Source organism: Leisingera sp. SS27 (assembly GCF_028368855.1).
Classification (GTDB): domain Bacteria; phylum Pseudomonadota; class Alphaproteobacteria; order Rhodobacterales; family Rhodobacteraceae; genus Leisingera.
The window spans coordinates 41270-57541 of sequence record NZ_JAQNCY010000004.1; the positions used below are offsets into that span (position 1 = coordinate 41270).

At 62.8% G+C, this 16272-nt stretch carries 16 protein-coding genes; 10 read left to right on the top strand and 6 right to left on the bottom strand.

Features of this window, described 5'->3' with window-relative positions; all coding sequences use genetic code 11:
- Positions 1–4: 4 nt before the first annotated feature.
- The 10 genes from tsaB to N6L27_RS10225 all read left to right on the top strand — a co-directional run bounded on the left by tsaB (position 5) and on the right by N6L27_RS10225 (position 9069).
- The gene (tsaB, locus tag N6L27_RS10180; RefSeq protein ID WP_271907144.1) at positions 5–601 is read left to right on the top strand and encodes a tRNA (adenosine(37)-N6)-threonylcarbamoyltransferase complex dimerization subunit type 1 TsaB; all 597 of its coding nucleotides are present in this window, start codon (positions 5–7) and stop codon (positions 599–601) included.
- Entirely contained in the window at positions 594–1019 is a 426-nt protein-coding gene (locus N6L27_RS10185) for a GNAT family N-acetyltransferase (RefSeq protein WP_271907145.1), read from the top strand. The genes tsaB and N6L27_RS10185 overlap by 8 nt, the downstream gene beginning before the upstream one ends.
- Positions 1020–1175: 156 nt before the next feature.
- The gene (locus N6L27_RS10190) at positions 1176–2171 is read left to right on the top strand and encodes a BMP family lipoprotein (protein ID WP_271907146.1); all 996 of its coding nucleotides are present in this window, start codon (positions 1176–1178) and stop codon (positions 2169–2171) included.
- Positions 2172–2188: 17 nt separating this feature from the next.
- Entirely contained in the window at positions 2189–2542 is a 354-nt protein-coding gene (locus N6L27_RS10195; RefSeq protein ID WP_271907147.1) for a nuclear transport factor 2 family protein, read from the top strand.
- Positions 2539–4068, top strand: coding sequence for an ABC transporter ATP-binding protein (locus tag N6L27_RS10200; protein ID WP_271907148.1), 1530 nt, complete (start codon positions 2539–2541; stop codon positions 4066–4068). Before N6L27_RS10195 ends, N6L27_RS10200 begins: the two co-directional genes overlap by 4 nt.
- The gene (locus tag N6L27_RS10205) at positions 4069–5163 is read left to right on the top strand and encodes an ABC transporter permease (RefSeq protein ID WP_271907149.1); all 1095 of its coding nucleotides are present in this window, start codon (positions 4069–4071) and stop codon (positions 5161–5163) included. It abuts the gene before it with no gap.
- A complete protein-coding gene (locus N6L27_RS10210) occupies positions 5163–6128 on the top strand; it encodes an ABC transporter permease (protein ID WP_271907150.1) in 966 nt (321 codons plus the stop codon). The genes N6L27_RS10205 and N6L27_RS10210 overlap by 1 nt, the downstream gene beginning before the upstream one ends.
- 181 nt (positions 6129–6309) lie before the next feature.
- A complete protein-coding gene (locus tag N6L27_RS10215) occupies positions 6310–7233 on the top strand; it encodes a sulfite exporter TauE/SafE family protein (RefSeq protein WP_271907151.1) in 924 nt (307 codons plus the stop codon).
- Between the two features lie 124 nt (positions 7234–7357).
- Positions 7358–8281: a sulfite exporter TauE/SafE family protein gene (locus N6L27_RS10220; protein ID WP_271907152.1), complete on the top strand. Its 924-nt coding sequence runs from the start codon at positions 7358–7360 to the stop codon at positions 8279–8281.
- A gap of 2 nt (positions 8282–8283) precedes the next feature.
- The gene (locus N6L27_RS10225; protein ID WP_271907153.1) at positions 8284–9069 is read left to right on the top strand and encodes a TIGR02186 family protein; all 786 of its coding nucleotides are present in this window, start codon (positions 8284–8286) and stop codon (positions 9067–9069) included.
- Positions 9070–9150: 81 nt separating this feature from the next.
- Here N6L27_RS10225 and N6L27_RS10230 read toward each other — a convergent pair whose 3' ends face one another.
- The 6 genes from N6L27_RS10230 to N6L27_RS10255 form a co-directional block, all read right to left on the bottom strand.
- The gene (locus tag N6L27_RS10230; RefSeq protein ID WP_271907154.1) at positions 9151–9888 is read right to left on the bottom strand and encodes an SDR family oxidoreductase; all 738 of its coding nucleotides are present in this window, start codon (positions 9886–9888) and stop codon (positions 9151–9153) included.
- Entirely contained in the window at positions 9885–11423 is a 1539-nt protein-coding gene (locus N6L27_RS10235; RefSeq protein WP_271907155.1) for an ATP-dependent DNA helicase, read from the bottom strand. Before N6L27_RS10235 ends, N6L27_RS10230 begins: the two co-directional genes overlap by 4 nt.
- A 63-nt stretch (positions 11424–11486) precedes the next feature.
- The gene (locus N6L27_RS10240) at positions 11487–12128 is read right to left on the bottom strand and encodes an acyl-homoserine-lactone synthase (RefSeq protein WP_271907156.1); all 642 of its coding nucleotides are present in this window, start codon (positions 12126–12128) and stop codon (positions 11487–11489) included.
- Positions 12129–12221: 93 nt separating this feature from the next.
- Complete coding sequence (locus N6L27_RS10245; RefSeq protein WP_271907157.1) at positions 12222–12941, bottom strand: helix-turn-helix transcriptional regulator; 720 nt, start codon at positions 12939–12941, stop codon at positions 12222–12224.
- 353 nt (positions 12942–13294) lie between these two features.
- Positions 13295–14575 carry a crotonyl-CoA carboxylase/reductase gene (ccrA, locus tag N6L27_RS10250; protein ID WP_271907158.1) on the bottom strand — a complete coding sequence of 427 codons (1281 nt, stop codon included), beginning with the start codon at positions 14573–14575 and terminating at the stop codon, positions 13295–13297.
- A 112-nt stretch (positions 14576–14687) separates the two neighbouring features.
- Positions 14688–16118, bottom strand: coding sequence for a 1-acyl-sn-glycerol-3-phosphate acyltransferase (locus N6L27_RS10255; protein WP_271907159.1), 1431 nt, complete (start codon positions 16116–16118; stop codon positions 14688–14690).
- Positions 16119–16272: the final 154 nt, after the last annotated feature.

Consider the following 16272-nt stretch of genomic DNA (forward strand, 5'->3'; position numbering starts at 1 on the left):
ACTGATGGCTTCCGAACCGCTGGTTCTGGGATTTGACACATCGGCCGCGCATTGCGCGGCCGCTTTGCTGCGCGGTGATGCAGTGCTGGCCTCCCGGCTGGAGGAAATGCCGCGCGGTCAGGCCGAACGGCTGATGCCGCTCTTGGAGGAGGTGCTGGCCGAGGGAGGTGCCACGTGGGCCGATCTTGATGCCATTGGCGTGGGTATTGGCCCCGGCAATTTCACCGGCATCCGCATTGCGGTCTCTGCCGCCCGCGGGCTGGCACTGGGGCTGGAGATTCCGGCCGTGGGCGTCGACGGGTTTGAGGCCCGCACCGCTGAGGGGTCTTTGCCCGCCGTGCCTGCACCGCGCGATCAGGTCTATGCCGCCCTGCCCGGGGAGGCACCGCGTCTGATGCTGCGCCAGGAGGCCGAAGACGCCGCCCGCGGTGCCGGGCTGGCGTTTGCGCCTGAGGCGAGCCCGGCAGGGATTGCCGAAGCGATTGCGCGCATCGCAGCAAAGCAGTTTGAAACCGTGACGGAGCCGCCCGCACCGCTGTACCTGCGCGCAGCGGACGCGGCACCGTCCAGCGACGTGCCGCCGGCACTGATTGATGAGTAATTCCCTGACACCGGCACAGATGGCCGCCACACATGCCGCGGCCTTCACCCGATCGCGGCCCTGGTCGGCGCTGGAGTTTGCCGCCCTCCTGGACAGCCCTCTGGTCCTTTTCGCCGGAGATGCGCGCTGCTTTGCCCTGATACGGGTGATCGCGGAGGAGGCAGAACTGCTGACCATTGCCACAGATCCGGCCTATCAGCGGCAGGGGCTGGCCCGCGCCTGCATGGCAGATTGGGAATCACTGGCCCGCGCACGCGGTGCTGCAGAGGTGTTTCTGGAGGTGGCCGCCGACAACACCCCCGCGCAGGCGCTGTACCACGCCTGCGGATTCGCGGAATGCGGGCGCCGGACGGGCTATTACCGCCGCAAAGACGCCAATCCGGCGGACGCAATCCTGATGAGAAAAGCTTTACGCTAGGCCAGTTGCGCGGATTTCGCACCAAATGGTCAAAAAGCGGTTGACCCCCTCCCTGCCCTGCAGGCTAAATTGCCGCACCCTCTAAGGCCTGAACGGGGCCGGGCAGCGGAAAATCCCCGCTGCATCTAACAAATAATGACAGTGGGAGTTAACCTGATGACCCTGATGAAACCGCTGATGGGCGCAGCCGCGACGCTGGCCCTGACCGCAGGCGCCGCTTTGGCGGAACCGGCCCTGATCTTCGACCTGGGCGGCAAGTTCGACAAGAGCTTCAATGAGGCTGCGCATGGCGGCGCCCAACGATGGGCCGAGGAGACCGGCGAAAGCTACCGCGAGATCGAACTGCAGTCCGAAGCCCAGCGCGAGCAGGCGCTGCGCCGTTTTGCCGAGGCTGGCGCCAACCCGATCGTAATGGTCGGCTTTGCCTTTGCCGACGCCCTGGGCCAGGTGGCCGCCGATTATCCGGACACCAAGTTCACCATTATCGACATGGTGGTTGAAGGCGACAACGTGCGCTCGGTTGTCTTTAACGAACACGAAGGCTCTTATCTGGTCGGCATGATGGCCGCAATGGCGTCCAAATCGAACACCGTGGGCTTTATCGGCGGCATGGACATCCCGCTGATCCGCAAGTTTGCCTGCGGCTACGCCGAGGGCGTCAAGGCAGCCAACCCGGACGCCACCGTGATCGCCAACATGACCGGCACCACCCCGGCGGCATGGAACGACCCGGTCAAAGGGTCTGAGCTGACCAAGGCGCAGATCAGCCAAGGTGCTGACGTGGTCTATGCCGCGGCTGGCGGCACCGGTGTCGGTGTGCTGCAGACCGCCGCAGACGAAGGCATCCTGTCGATCGGCGTCGACAGCAACCAGAACCACCTGCATCCGGGCAAAGTGCTGACCTCTATGACCAAGAAGGTCGGCAACGCGGTTTTCGAGGCGTTCAGCGATGGCGCCGAAATGGAAACCGGCTTCTCTGTCATGGGCCTGGCCAACGGCGGTGTCGGCTATGCCATGGATGAGCATAACGCGCCGCTGGTCTCTGCCGAGATGCAGGCCGCTGTGGACGATGCAGCAGCCAAAATCGCCTCCGGCGAGATCAAGGTGCATGACTACATGTCCGACGACAGCTGCCCTGCGCTGAGCTTCTAAGAAGAAAGCCCCAGGCCATGACGGATTCACTTCATACTCTGTTTGCGGCCTGGGGCGACCCATCGCCCGACGCGCGCGCCGCAAAGACGGACGCGGCCATCGGGCCAGACTTCTACTATTCCGATCCCAACACCCCCGTCCCGATCACCACACGCGGCGCCTATTTGGATTATATCGCGCAGTTCAGCGCGATGATGCCGGGCGCCTCGGCCAAGGTGATTGCCGTTTCGGAACACCACGGGCACGCACGCGCCACCGTGGATTTCGAGAAAGACGGCCAGCGCATGGTGCGCGGACAGTATTTTGCCGACCTTAAGGACGGCAAGGTGGTGCGGCTGATCGGATTTACAGGTATGGGAGAGCCCGATTGACCGCCCCCGCCATCGAACTCAAAGGCATTTCCAAGGCTTTTGGCCCGGTCCAGGCAAACAAGGACATCTCCATCAGCGTCGCGCCCGGCACCATTCACGGGATCATCGGTGAAAACGGTGCAGGCAAGTCGACGCTGATGTCGATCCTCTACGGCTTCTACAAGGCCGATTCAGGCGAGATCTGGATCAAAGGCAAGAAAACCGCGATCCCGGACAGCCAGGCCGCCATTGCCGCGGGCATCGGCATGGTGTTCCAGCATTTCAAACTGGTGGAGAATTTCACCGTGCTGGAAAACATTGTTCTGGGAGCCGAAGACAGCGGCATGCTGATGCCCTCACTGCGCCGCGCCCGCAAGGAGCTGAAGGCGCTGGAGGAGGAATACGAGCTGTTCGTCGATCCCGACGCCCGCATCGATGAAATCGGCGTTGGCATGCAGCAGCGTGTGGAAATTCTCAAGGCGCTTTACCGCAAGGCCGAGATCCTGATCCTGGATGAGCCGACCGGGGTGCTGACCCCAGCCGAGGCCGACCAGCTGTTCCGCATCCTCGACCGGCTGCGCGCGGAAGGGAAGACCATCATCCTGATCACCCACAAGCTGCGGGAGATCATGGAATACACCGACACGGTGTCCGTCATGCGCCGCGGCCAGATGACCGCCACCGTCAAGACTGCCGACTCCAGTCCGGAGCATCTGGCGGAGCTGATGGTGGGCCGCAAGGTCCTGCTGCGTGTCGACAAGGTGCCTGCTCAGCCTGGTGCCCCGATCCTTGAAATCGAGAACCTGCGGGTGGTGGACAGCGCCGGCGTCGAGCGCGTTAAGGGCATCGACCTGACCGTGCGTGCGGGTGAAATCCTTGGCATCGCGGGCGTAGCCGGCAACGGCCAGTCGGAACTGATGGAAGTTCTGGGCGGCATGCGTCCTGGCACCGGCAGCATCAAGCTGCATGGCACTCCGCTGCCGCTGCAGGGTCATGGTTCCGATGCCGCCGCACGGCGCGATGCCCATATCGGCCATGTGCCGGAGGACCGCCAGCGCGAGGGCCTGATCATGGACTTCCACGCTTGGGAAAACGTGGCCTTCGGGTATCACCGCGACGCGGCCTATCAGAACGGCGTTTTGATGAACAACGCGGCGCTGCGCGCCGATACCGAAGCCAAGATGGAGAAATTCGACGTTCGCCCGCCCGATCCCTGGCTGGCGGCCAAGAACTTCTCCGGCGGCAATCAGCAGAAGATCGTCGTCGCGCGCGAGATCGAGCGCAACCCGGACCTGTTGCTGGTCGGCCAGCCGACCCGTGGCGTCGACATCGGCGCCATTGAATTCATTCACAAGCAAATCGTCGAGCTGCGCGACCAAGGCAAAGCGATCCTGCTGGTCTCGGTCGAGCTGGAGGAGATCCTGTCGCTCGCGGACCGGGTTGCGGTGATGTTTGACGGTCAGATCATGGGCGAACGCCCGGCCGATCAGACCGATGAGAAAGAGCTGGGCCTGATGATGGCCGGTGTCGCGGGGGAGGCCGCGTAAATGGACAAGATGCCGAAATGGGCCGATGTGGTCCTGATCCCGCTGATCAGCCTTCTGCTGGCCGCTATCCTGTCAGCCCTGGTGATCCTCGGGATCGGCGAAGACCCGGTGGCCGCGGTCAAGCTGATGGTTGATGGCGCCCTGGGTTCCACCTATGGCTGGGGCTACACGCTCTATTACGCTACCAATTTCATGTTCACCGGCCTTGCGGTGGCAATCGCGGCCCATGCGGGCCTGTTCAACATCGGCGGCGAAGGCCAGGCGATGCTGGGCGGGCTTGGCGTGGCGCTGGTCTGTCTGCTGATCCCCTGGCCGCACTGGACGCTGGCGCTGGTCTTTGCGGCGCTTGGCGCGGGCCTGTTCGGTGCGGCCTGGGCCGCAATCCCGGCCTATCTGCAGGCCAAGCGCGGCAGCCATATCGTGATCACCACCATCATGTTCAACTTCATCGCCGCTGCGGTGCTGAACTACGTGCTGGTGAACCTGCTGCGCCCCGAAGGATCAATGGATCCGGCCACTGAACGCTTCCCGGAGGCTGTGCATCTGCCCTCCCTGCATGAGCTGCTGGCACCGATCGGGATCGAGTTCTCAAAATCCGCACCCGCCAACGTCAGTCTTCTGGTGGCTGTCGGCGCCTGCCTGTTTGTCTGGCTGCTGATCTGGCGCACGCCGCTGGGCTTTGAAATCCGCAGTCTAGGCAAATCGGAACCCGGTGCGCGCTATGCCGGCATTTCTTCGGTCCGCACCATCATGATCGCGATGCTGATCTCCGGCGCGCTGGCAGGAATGATGGCAGTGAACAACGTGATGGGCGAAGCGGAACGGCTGGTGCTGAACGCCACCGAAGGCGCCGGTTTCATCGGCATCGCTGTAGCGCTGATGGGGCGCAACCACCCGTTCGGCGTGTTCCTGGCGGCGATCCTCTTTGGCTTCCTCTACCAGGGCGGCGCCGAGCTGGCGCTCTGGACCTCGATCCCGCGTGAGCTGATCGTGGTGATCCAGGCGCTGGTGATCCTATTCACCGGCGCGCTCGACAACATGGTGCGGATGCCGCTGGAGCGGATCTTCCTGGCGATGCGGAAAGGGCAGAACTGATGGATTTCCTCACGATCATTCAGCTTCTGGATTCGACCGTCCGCCTGGCCACGCCGCTGCTGCTGGCCTGCCTTGCGGGGCTGTTCTCAGAGCGCGCGGGCATCTTCGACATCGGCCTTGAGGGCAAGATGCTGATGGCGGCTTTCTTCTCCGCCGCCGTCGCTGCCGTCACCGGCAATGTCTGGCTGGGTCTGCTGGCTGGCATCGGCTCGTCTCTGCTGCTGGCGGCATTGCACGGCGTGGCCTCCATCACCTTCCGCGGCAACCAGCTGATCTCCGGCGTGGCGATCAACTTCCTGGCCGCGGGCATGACGGTGCTGATCGCCCAGGACTGGTTCCAGCAGGGCGGCCGCACACCGTCGCTGATCGGCGGCGGACGCTTCACACCGTTTGATCTGCCCTTTGCCGAAAGCCTGTCCGGCGTTCCGGTGCTGGGCCCGGTCTATTCCGAACTGCTCTCCGGCCATTCGATCCTGGTCTACATCGCCTTCCTGGCGGTGCCGGCCACCTGGTGGGTGCTGTTCCGCACCCGGTTCGGCCTGCGCCTGCGCGCGGTCGGTGAAAATCCAGCTGCCGTGGACACTGCCGGCGTCTCGGTTGTCGGTCTGCGTTATGCAGCGGTTCTGATCTGCGGCCTGTTGTGCGGCATTGCCGGCGCCTATCTGGCCACGGCGCTGCAGGCGGGTTTCGTCAAGGACATGACCGCAGGCCGCGGCTTCATCGCCCTGGCGGCGTTGATCTTTGCCAAGTGGCGGCCCTGGCACGCCATGGGCGCCTGCCTGCTGTTCGGCCTCCTGCAAGCGATTGCGCTGCGGTTCCAGAACATCGAACTGGGCGGCATCACCATCCCGGTGCAGGCGATGGACGCGCTGCCGTACGTGCTGACGGTGGTCATCCTGGCCGGTTTCGTCGGCAAGGCGATCCCGCCCCGGGCCGGCGGAGAACCCTATGTGAAAGAGCGCTGAGCACAGCGCCAGTACCAACAAAACGCCCGGCTCCGCGCCGGGCGTTTTCTTTTCCCGCCCTTCTCCTGCAGGCACGGGAAGCCTACGCCCATAGGTCCAGATCGCGGCTCTCTGTCGGTCCTGAGCGCCGCGGTGCTGCCCGGCCGGTTGACCGCGCGCACCGCAGTTGCTGTAAGGCAGCATGCACATTTTCCTCCCCATCGCCGAAGTCTCGGTCAACGTTCTGCTGCTCTTGGGCATCGGCGGCGCCGTGGGAGTTCTGTCGGGCATGTTCGGTGTGGGCGGCGGCTTCCTGATCACGCCGCTCCTGTTTCTGATCGGTATACCGCCGGGGGTTGCGGTTGCCACCTCTGCCAACCAGGTGGTGGCCTCGTCCGTGTCCGGGCTGATGGCGCATTTCCGGCGCCGCACGGTGGACCTCAAGATGGGTTACGTCCTGCTGGGCGGCGGCCTTCTGGGTGCGGCATTGGGCATGGCGGTTTTCAACTACCTCAAGCAGCTGGGCCAGGTCGATCTGGCGGTCCAGCTCTGTTACGTGCTGTTCCTCGGTGTAATCGGCGCACTGATGTTTGTCGAAAGCGTCAATGCAATCCGCAAGGCCCGGCAGGCGGGCGGCGCCCCCGCGTACAGACGGCGCCAGCGGTCCTGGGTGCATGCCCTGCCTTACAAGATGCGGTTCAAAGCGTCCGGGCTCTATATCTCTGTGATCCCGCCCGCACTGGTCGGCTTTGGCGTCGGCATCCTCTCGGCAATCATGGGCGTCGGCGGCGGGTTCATCATGGTGCCTGCAATGATCTACATCCTAGGTATGCCGACCAAGGTGGTGATCGGCACCTCCCTGTTCCAGATCATCTTTGTCGCCGGCTTCACCACGGTGATGCACGCCACAACCAACTACACCGTTGACGTTGTGCTGGCCGTGTTCCTGCTGATTGGCGGCGTTGCCGGTGCCCAGCTCGGCACCGTGATCGGCGCCAGGCTCAAAGCAGAACAGCTCCGGGTGCTTCTGGCCATGCTGGTTCTGTCGGTATCAGTCAAAATCGGGTTCGAGCTTCTGCTGGAACCGGCCGACCTGTTTTCCCTGACCGTGCTGAACCTGCCCTGATGCAGGCAAATGCGGCATGGGCTCAGGCTGCAATAAGTCCAGTTTGCAACTGCAAATCAGTCCTGCACGCTGCAGAGCGGCATAGATCATTGATTTTTGATATGACTGCGGTCTAACAAAGAACATGCAGATATACCTTCCCATAGCTGAGGTCTCAGTGAATGCCTTCCTTCTCCTGGGCCTTGGGGGAATGGTCGGGGTTCTCTCGGGCATGTTCGGAGTTGGCGGCGGCTTCCTGATGACGCCGCTTTTGTTCTTCATCGGTATCCCGCCCGCGGTGGCTGTGGCCACCGAGGCGAACCAGATCGTCGCCTCTTCCTTCTCCGGCGTGCTGGCGCATTTCCGAAGGCGGACGGTCGATATCAAGATGGGTCTGGTGCTGCAGGCCGGCGGTCTGATGGGCGCGGCGCTCGGGGTGGTGGTGTTCAACTACCTCAAGGCGCTCGGCCAGGTCGACCTGCTGGTCAAGCTCTGCTACGTCGTTTTCCTGGGCGTGGTCGGCGGGCTGATGTTCATCGAAAGCCTGAATGCGATCCGCAAGTCCAAGAAGGCGGGCGGCGCCGCGCCCGCAGCCCGGCGCCAGCGCGGCTGGGTGCATGCGCTGCCGTTCAAGATGCGGTTCCGCACCTCGGGCCTCTACATCTCGGTGATCCCGCCCGTTCTGGTTGGCGTCTGCGTTGGTATCCTGGCCGCGATCATGGGTGTCGGCGGCGGTTTCATCATGGTGCCTGCGATGATTTATATCCTCGGCATGCCAACCAAGGTGGTTGTCGGCACCTCGCTGTTCCAGATCATCCTGGTCACCGGCTTCACCACCATGCTGCATGCCACAACCAACTATACGGTGGACATCGTGCTGGCGGTTCTCCTGCTTGTCGGCGGTGTTATCGGCGCCCAGATCGGCACCCGCATCGGTGTCTATCTCAAGGCAGAACAGCTGCGCATCCTGCTGGCGCTGATGGTCATCGCGGTCTGCGTAAAGCTGGGCCTCGACCTTCTGCTGCAACCGGCTGAGCTGTTCTCGCTTGGCGAAGCGGGAGGCCACTGATCATGCGCAAACTGCTGCTTTCTGCCCTAACGGCCGCCGCCCTGGCGCTGCTGCCGCAATCCGCAGCCCAAGCCGCCAAGGAAGAGGTCGTTCTGGGTCTCAGCCAGGACCGGGTGGCCATCACCGCAACCTTTGACGGTTCGGAAATCCTGATCTTCGGCGCGGTCAAGCGCGAGGCCCCGATCCCCACCGACGAGCCGCTGGAAGTCATCGTCGCCGTGTCAGGACCGGCCCCGTCCGTGATGGTGCGCCGCAAGGAAAAGAAACTTGGCATCTGGGTCAACGTCGACAGCGTGCTGGTCGACTCGGCGCCCGCATTCTATGCCGTCGCCACCAGCGCGCCCTTTGCCCAGGTGCTGAACGACACCGAAGACCTGCGTTACCGGGTGTCGATCAAACGTGCGATCCGGTCGGTAGGTGCCGCCATGCATATCCGCGGCGCCCAGGCTTTTGCCGATGCGGTGGTGCGGATCCGGGAGAAAAACGGACTGTATTCGCTGCGGGAGAACACCGTTGCGGTGGATCAGCAGACCCTGTTCCGCACGGCAATCGCCATGCCTGCCGATCTGACCGAAGGCGACTACCAGACCCGCATCTTCCTGACCCGGGGCGGCGAAGTGGTGTCGAGCTATGAGACCACCATCGACGTCCGCAAGGTCGGGCTGGAACGGTTCCTCTTTTCGCTCTCGCGCGAGCAGCCGTTCCTTTACGGCCTGATGTCACTGGCCATTGCGATTGCCGCCGGCTGGAGCGCATCTGCGGCCTTCAGCCTGCTCAGGAACCGGTAGGAAGGCGCGCTGCGCGCCAGCGCAGCGCCACGCCCAACGGGAGCGGTGCATCTCAGATGCGCCGGCGACGGGCGGGAGTGCTCAGCCGCGGCCGATATAGGGCATCTTGGTGGCCATCACCGTCATGAACTGCACATTGGCCTCCAGCGGCAGATTGGCCATGTGGAGCACTGACTTCGCTGCATCCTCAACCGCAAAGCTCTGCATTGGCTCAGCTTCGGGATTCGCCTCGGCGTGCCGCCGGCTCAGGTCCTCCACCATTGGGGTCCGGGTATTGCCGATGTCGATCTGGCCGCAGGCGATGTCAAATGGGCGGCCGTCCAGCGACAGGCTCTTGGTAAGCCCGGTAATGGCCGCCTTGGTTGCGGCATAAGGCGCCGAATGCGGCCGCGGCACATGTGCGGCGATGGATCCGTTGTTGATGATCCGGCCGCCCTGCGGCGCCTGATGGCGCATCTGGCGGAAAGCCGCACGAGCCGCCAGGTACATGCCTGTCAGGTTCACGTTCACCGACGCGAACCAGTCCTTCAGAGGGATCTCGTCAATGGTGCCGGGCGGGGTGAAGATGCCCGCATTGTTGAACAGAACGTCCAGCCGTCCTGCCGCCATGGCAAAGCTGTTCACCGCATGGTCCACCGCCGCAGGATCAGTTACATCGGCGGGCAGGACATGGGCATTGGCATGACCCGCCGCCGCCTCTTCAAGCTTTTCAGCCCGGCGCGCGGCCAGCCCGACCTGCCAGTCCTCCGCCAGAAACAGTTCCGCAACCGCCCGTCCGATACCGGAGCTGGCGCCAGTGATCAGGATTGACTTGCTCATGCCGGGGTTTCCTCCTGTGCTTCCAGTGTCAGCGCCGCGGCAGGCACCGCCTTCAAGTCATCCACCGGCAGGGGACCGGTGGGCTTGGCCAGGCGGTTCCTGACCACCCATATCAGACGCACCTGCGCCCGGGTGATCGCCACATAGGCCAGCCGTTTCCACAATGGCTGGCCCGCCTCCACCCGCCCCATGCGGGCGGCAGCATAGATATCGGGCGCAAAGACCTGCGCAGTTTCCCACTGCGAGCCTTGCGCCTTGTGAATAGTCACTGCCGCCCCATGCAGAAACGTGGCCCCCATGCGGGCGGCAAACGGAATGAAGGGCTCTTCCTCATCCGGCTTCTCAATTTTCACGATCGAGGCAGCCGAAACCTGCGGATCCTCCGCCCCCATCACATGCAGGCGCGAAAACCCGGGCTTGCGGCCCGGGCCGAGGTAGATCACCTGCGCCCCTTTGATCAGCCCGCGGGCCTCCAGGTCCAGACGCTTCTTGCGGTGTTTCGCCGGCAATTCGATACCGTCGCAGATCAGCGGTTCGCCGGCGATCAGCTCATCCTCCGGCGCGCCATGCACGCTGCGGAAAGCGTTGATCAGGCGGATGCGGGTATTGTTGCGCCAGACCAGCACTGGCGAGCGGGCCATCAGGTCGACCTCTACCCGCTGCCCCCAGACCACCCGGTCGTCGCGGCGCGCGGTGTCCTCGATCATCCGCTCGAAATCCTCGAACCCCAGCTGCGGGTCGGCCAGCGCGTGCGCCAGATCCAGAATCGGGTTGCCGGCCTCCTGCCGGTGGATCCGGTTCAGGATCAGCCGGCGCGGCTCCGGCAGCGCGTCAAACACCATCGACCCCGACTGGTTCACCGGCGCCAGCTGCGCCGGATCGCCGAACAGGACAAGGTTCGGGAAGATCTCCTTCAGGTCTTCGAACTGGCGGTCATCCAGCATCGAGGCCTCATCGACAAAACCGATGTCCAAGGGCTCCTCGCGCCGTTTCCAGCCAGTGATGAAGTCAGAGCCGCGCAAGCCTGCTGCGGCCAGTGCCCCGGGGATTGATTTGTTCTTTTCATAAAAAGCCGCAGCGCGGGCCAAAGCCTCCTCTGTCAGCCCTTCGATTTCGGGCTGGTCGCCCTGCCCCGCCAGCCATTCGGCGATCTTCTCAAACTCCGGATCATAGACAGGGGTATAGAGAATGCGGTGAATTGTGGTCGCAGGCACCCCGCGCAGGCGCAGCACGCTGGCGGCCTTGTTGGTCGGCGCCAGGATCGCCAGGGTGCGGCGGTCTTCGCCCTTCTTGCGGCTCTCGTAGTCGCCAGAGACAACCTCGACACCTGATTGCTCCAGCGCCTTGTAAAGCTCCGCCAGCAGCAGCGTCTTGCCAGAGCCCGCCTTGCCGATCACCGCCATCACCCCGGCGTCGCCGCGGGGCGGATGCAAGAGCCCGTCATCAAGGTCCACTCCTGCCTGGCGCAGGAGCTCGGTCACGCTGTCATAAGCGGTGGCCTGATCATCAGAAAACTGTACGGGCAGAGCTGTCATGGCGCGACCCTACAGCCGCGGGGCCGGGTCCGCCAGAGGTACCGGCCCCGGTTTTCACATCTGTCAGGCTGTAAGCGCCAAGGGCATCACGGGTGTTGCCCCGCCAAAGGAACGGTCGAACCAGAGCTGCGAAAGCTCCGGCGCGATGCCCGCCTTGGCGGCCACGTTCAAGTAGACTTCAGGCGCGTATTCCCACAGGCCCAGGCAGATGCGGTTCCGCCCTTCACCCTGGGTGCCGATCACCTCCGGGCTGAAACCCAGGCTGCGGTAGATCCGGACCATGCGGCGGTCGAAGACGCCGGCGAAATGCGCCACTGAGAAGTTTCGCATGATCTCAACCCCGCCCAGTGTCAGCGCGCCTGCCACGTTGCTGCCTGCATCGCGCGACAGGCAGAACCGGGTGCATTCCCAGATCAGCGGGCTGCAGATCGGCACCCCGCCCGCCAGATCCAGAAACACGTCATTGACCATCACCGGTCCGGTGGTCGGCAGGAACCGCATGGAGCCGCCATGGCTTCCATCGGGCATTTCCCAGATCACATACAGCGGGTCGAGCGCGTCATACTGATCCCGCTCCTCACCGTGCAAATCGACCTGCACGTCCCAGCCCAGCCGGGTCTTGAACTGGTCCGCCCGGTCCCGGAACATCGAGTGCGCCAGGAAAGCGTGGTTGTGAAGATCGCGGCCGTAGATAAAGCGAAGCATGATTTAGTCCCCTTCTGGTTGAACAGTGGGAACAGGGTACGGCCAGAACCGGCAATCTCAGAGTGTATTTGCGGTAGCCTTCGCAACCCGCCGTTAAATCACAATAAATCCAAGCGACATGGCACGGGCAATTGCATGGGTCGTGTTGATTGCCCCCAGCTTGAACCGCGCGCTTTCGATATAGACGCGCAGCGTATGCTCGGAAATCGACAAGGTCTTCGCCACCTGCGCCCGGCTGTATCCGATCGCCAGCAAGGTCAGCGCATCCACTTCGCGCGGCGACAGTGGCTGGGCCTGATCCGGGCTGCGGTCGGGTTCGAATTCCAGCGCCTTGCGGTTGAAATAATGCGCCATCAGGATCATGTCGCGGCTGTAGCGCTCGGTCAGCTTCTCCCAGGTCTCGTCGTCGCAGTTGTGGCTGACAGTGAAAACTGCAAACTGACCGTTAGGACCGCGAACCGGGATAGAATACCCCTGGTTGCCGACACCATGCTCCAGCGCATCCTTCAGAAACTCCCGCGCCGGTTTCGGCGACCAGTCCAGCCGCTTCCAGTCGACAGGATGAAACCGCTGATAGCAGCCGGCCACAACCGGATCGACACGGACATAGGCCTTTTCCTGATACCGCTCGACCCAGGTTTGCGGATAGGTGCCGAAGTAATAGTGGTCGCCGGCGCTGTCGACCCAGTGGTACATGGCGTGATCAACACCGAACACAGTACAGACCTGCTCAATGATCTGCTGCAGGCCATCGAGGCTGCCAGTGGCGTCCAGCGCCTCCAGAATACGGTCAAGTTCTGCTTTGCCTGCCATCAATTTCCGCCCAAATCCACCGAAGTTAGGTTTGAATGCCGCCGCCTCCGCTTCAGGCAAGGAATATAACTCCGGCCTATTTCTTTGCAGCGGCTAACTTACCGCAGTCAACGGCATTTCTGACTTTGTTCCCAAAATTGGCGGTCTGGCGCCGTTCATAGGTGTCCTGGGACAACCTTATGCCACCTATGGTTTATCCTACATACCTTTTTCGGCACAGCCACCTATATCTCCCGTGAGCAACCAGCGGCTAAACATCTGAAAAGATCAAATTAAAAATAGAATTTCCCGCGAAACGCAGATGCGATTCGCGGGAAACACAGTTTTCATCACCCTTATGAACCAGTCCGCCCTCAGGCGTCGAGCACATCCTGCAGGGTGCGCAGGCCGGTTTTCGGCGCTTGCACCAGCACCGACATGTTGCCCGGCAGATGCTCGTTGCGCAGCATCTTCATGTGCGCTTCCGGCAGGTCATTCCAGGTGAACACTTCCGACATGCAGGGGTCCAGACGGCGCTCGACCATCAGTTTGTTGGCAGCCGCGGCCTGCTTGAGGTGGGCAAAGTGCGAGCCCTGCAGGCGCTTCTGGTGCATCCACATGTAGCGCACGTCGAAGGTCAGGTTGTAGCCGGTGGTGCCGGCGCAGATCACGACCATGCCGCCCTTCTTCACCACAAAGGTGGAGACCGGGAAGGTGCTTTCGCCCGGGTGCTCGAACACCATATCAACGTTCACACCCTTGCCGGTGATGTCCCAGATCGCCTTGCCGAATTTGCGGGCCTCTTTAAACCACTCGGCGTATTCCGGGGTGTTTACGGTGGGCAGCTGGCCCCAGCAGTTGAAATCCTTGCGGTTCAGAACGCCCTTGGCGCCCAGCCCCATGACAAAGTCGCGCTTGCTCTCGTCCGAGATCACGCCGATGGCGTTGGCGCCGGCGGTATTGATCAGCTGGATCGCATAGGAGCCGAGACCGCCCGAAGCACCCCAGACCAGCACGTTCTGGCCCGGCTTCAGATCGTGCGGCTCATGGCCGAACAGCATCCGGTAGGCGGTGGCCAGGGTCAGCGTATAGCAGGCGCTTTCCTCCCAGGTCAGGTGCTTGGGGCGCGGCATCAGCTGCTGGGCCTGCACATTGGTGAACTGAGCGAAGGATCCGTCCGGCGTCTCATAGCCCCAGATCCGCTGACTGGGAGAGTACATCGGGTCGCCGCCGTTGCATTCCTCGTCGTCGCCGTCGTCCTGGTTGCAGTGGATGACAACCTCGTCGCCGACTTTCCAGCGGGTGACCTTGGAGCCGACGGCCCAGACGATACCCGAGGCATCAGAGCCGGCAATGTGATAGGGAGCCTTGTGGCCGTCAAACGGCGAGATCGGCTTGCCCAGCGAGGCCCAGACGCCGTTGTAGTTGACGCCAGCCGCCATCACCAGAACCAGCACCTCGTTGCTGTCCAGTTCCGGCACATCGACCACTTCCTGCACCATCGCGGTGTTCGGCTCGCCATGGCGCTCCTTGCGGATGGCCCATGCGTACATCTTCTTGGGCACAAAGCCCATCGGAGGAATTTCCCCCAGTTCATAGAGATCTTTCTCGGGCGCCTCGTACGACATGACGTCAGTCTGGGTATCCAATGCCATGATAGCCTCCTTTGCATCCTGTTCTTTGCCGCGGTGCAGAATCGCAGCGGTTACCTGATGGATAGGATCGGGGAGGTAATATTGCAACCACTTTTGCGCTGTTTGGGTAATTTTATGACCCAGCGGATGCAGCATCACCTTTTGCGGGTGCAGAAAAATCACTGCTTCTGCCGGGCAAACCGCTGTCCTCAGGCAGCAGATGACGGATCGAGTTGGCGTAAAACTCCAGCAGATCCTGGCGGACAGCCAGAGGTGCAACCCGTCCGCCCGCTTCGGTAACAAGCCCGCGCCGCAACAGCTGGGTCAGACCCGCCTCAGCGGCATAGGACAGATTGTCCCGCGGTATATGGACATGCGCCAGCGGCATTGCGGCAACCAGATCTTCCAGCCGGTGCTCAATCGCCGCCCGGCTGAGCGGCCCGTGCCGCAGCAGGATGGCAGAAATCATCGGCACCGGCAGAACAGGAACAATGCCGCTGATCCGCTGCATCAGTTCCCTCGCCAGCGGTTTGGTAATGTCGCCCTCGCGCCCGGCGCCGAACCCGGCGAGGCTGAGAGGACGGCCGAAATTCACCGCCGCATAGCCTGCGCGGCGGTAGCGGCCGGTCATCCACAGCCACAACTGCCGCAAGAGCCGCAATGCGACCAGCCCGATCCGGGCCTTGAACCGCCGGTCGCCCGCCTTGGCTGCAGAGGTCAGGATCTTGTCCTCCAGCACCCGGTCATAGTTCAGCGCCACCGGCACAAAGACCACGTCGCGGTGGTCCGGATCGTAGCCTTCAACGATGTATTTCAGCAGCCCCAGCCTGGGCTGGGCCAGGGCACCATCAAGGCTAAGGCCGCCTTCCGGAAACATAGCCTGGGTGGAGCCGCCGCGGGTGGCAAGACGCACATAGGCCGCCAGAACCTTGCGGTAGAGGTCATTGCGCGAGCGGCGGCGGATGAAATAGGCGCCCATTGCCCGGATCAGCCGGCTGAGCGGCCAGACCCGCGCCCACTCCCCCACCGCATATGACAGCGCCGAGCGGTCGGCGGCCAGATAGGTAACCAGCACGTAGTCCATGTTGGAGCGGTGGTTCATCACAAAGACCACGGTGGCATTAGGGTCAATCGCGCGCAGCGCCTCCTCGTCCTGATGGCCCAGCCGCACGCGGTAGACTGCGTTGGACAGGAACCGCGCCGCCCGGATCGCGAGACCGAAATAGGCAAAAGCGGAAAACCCCGGCACGATTTCCCGCGCATAGCGGCGCACCTGCTCAAACGCCACGTTTTCCGGGATGCCCTCAGCCTCAGCATGATCCGCCGCGGCCTGCGCCACCTGAGGGTCGTGGATCAGCCGCTGGATCATGTCGTGGCGCCGCGCCAGCTTGAAGGGCTCAATCGGGCGTTCCAGCCGTTTGTTCAGCCGGGCCACCGCCCGTTCCAGACGCCGCCGGAAGAACCAGCGCACAGAGGGGAACAGGAAATGCGACGCAAAGGTCACCGCGGCAAAACCCACGATCAGCACAAAGAGCCACAGCGGCAGTTCCACGGTTTGCGTCATGATTGAACAGTTGCCCATGGCAGCAGCCTTTACAAGCGCGAAGCCATTCCGGTTTCCTGCTACGGGAGAGGAATTGCCGCAACGCAGCGAATTGACATGGGTTTAAAATTGCAGTTTACATCTGTTTGACGAAATAAAATTACCTGCACACTGA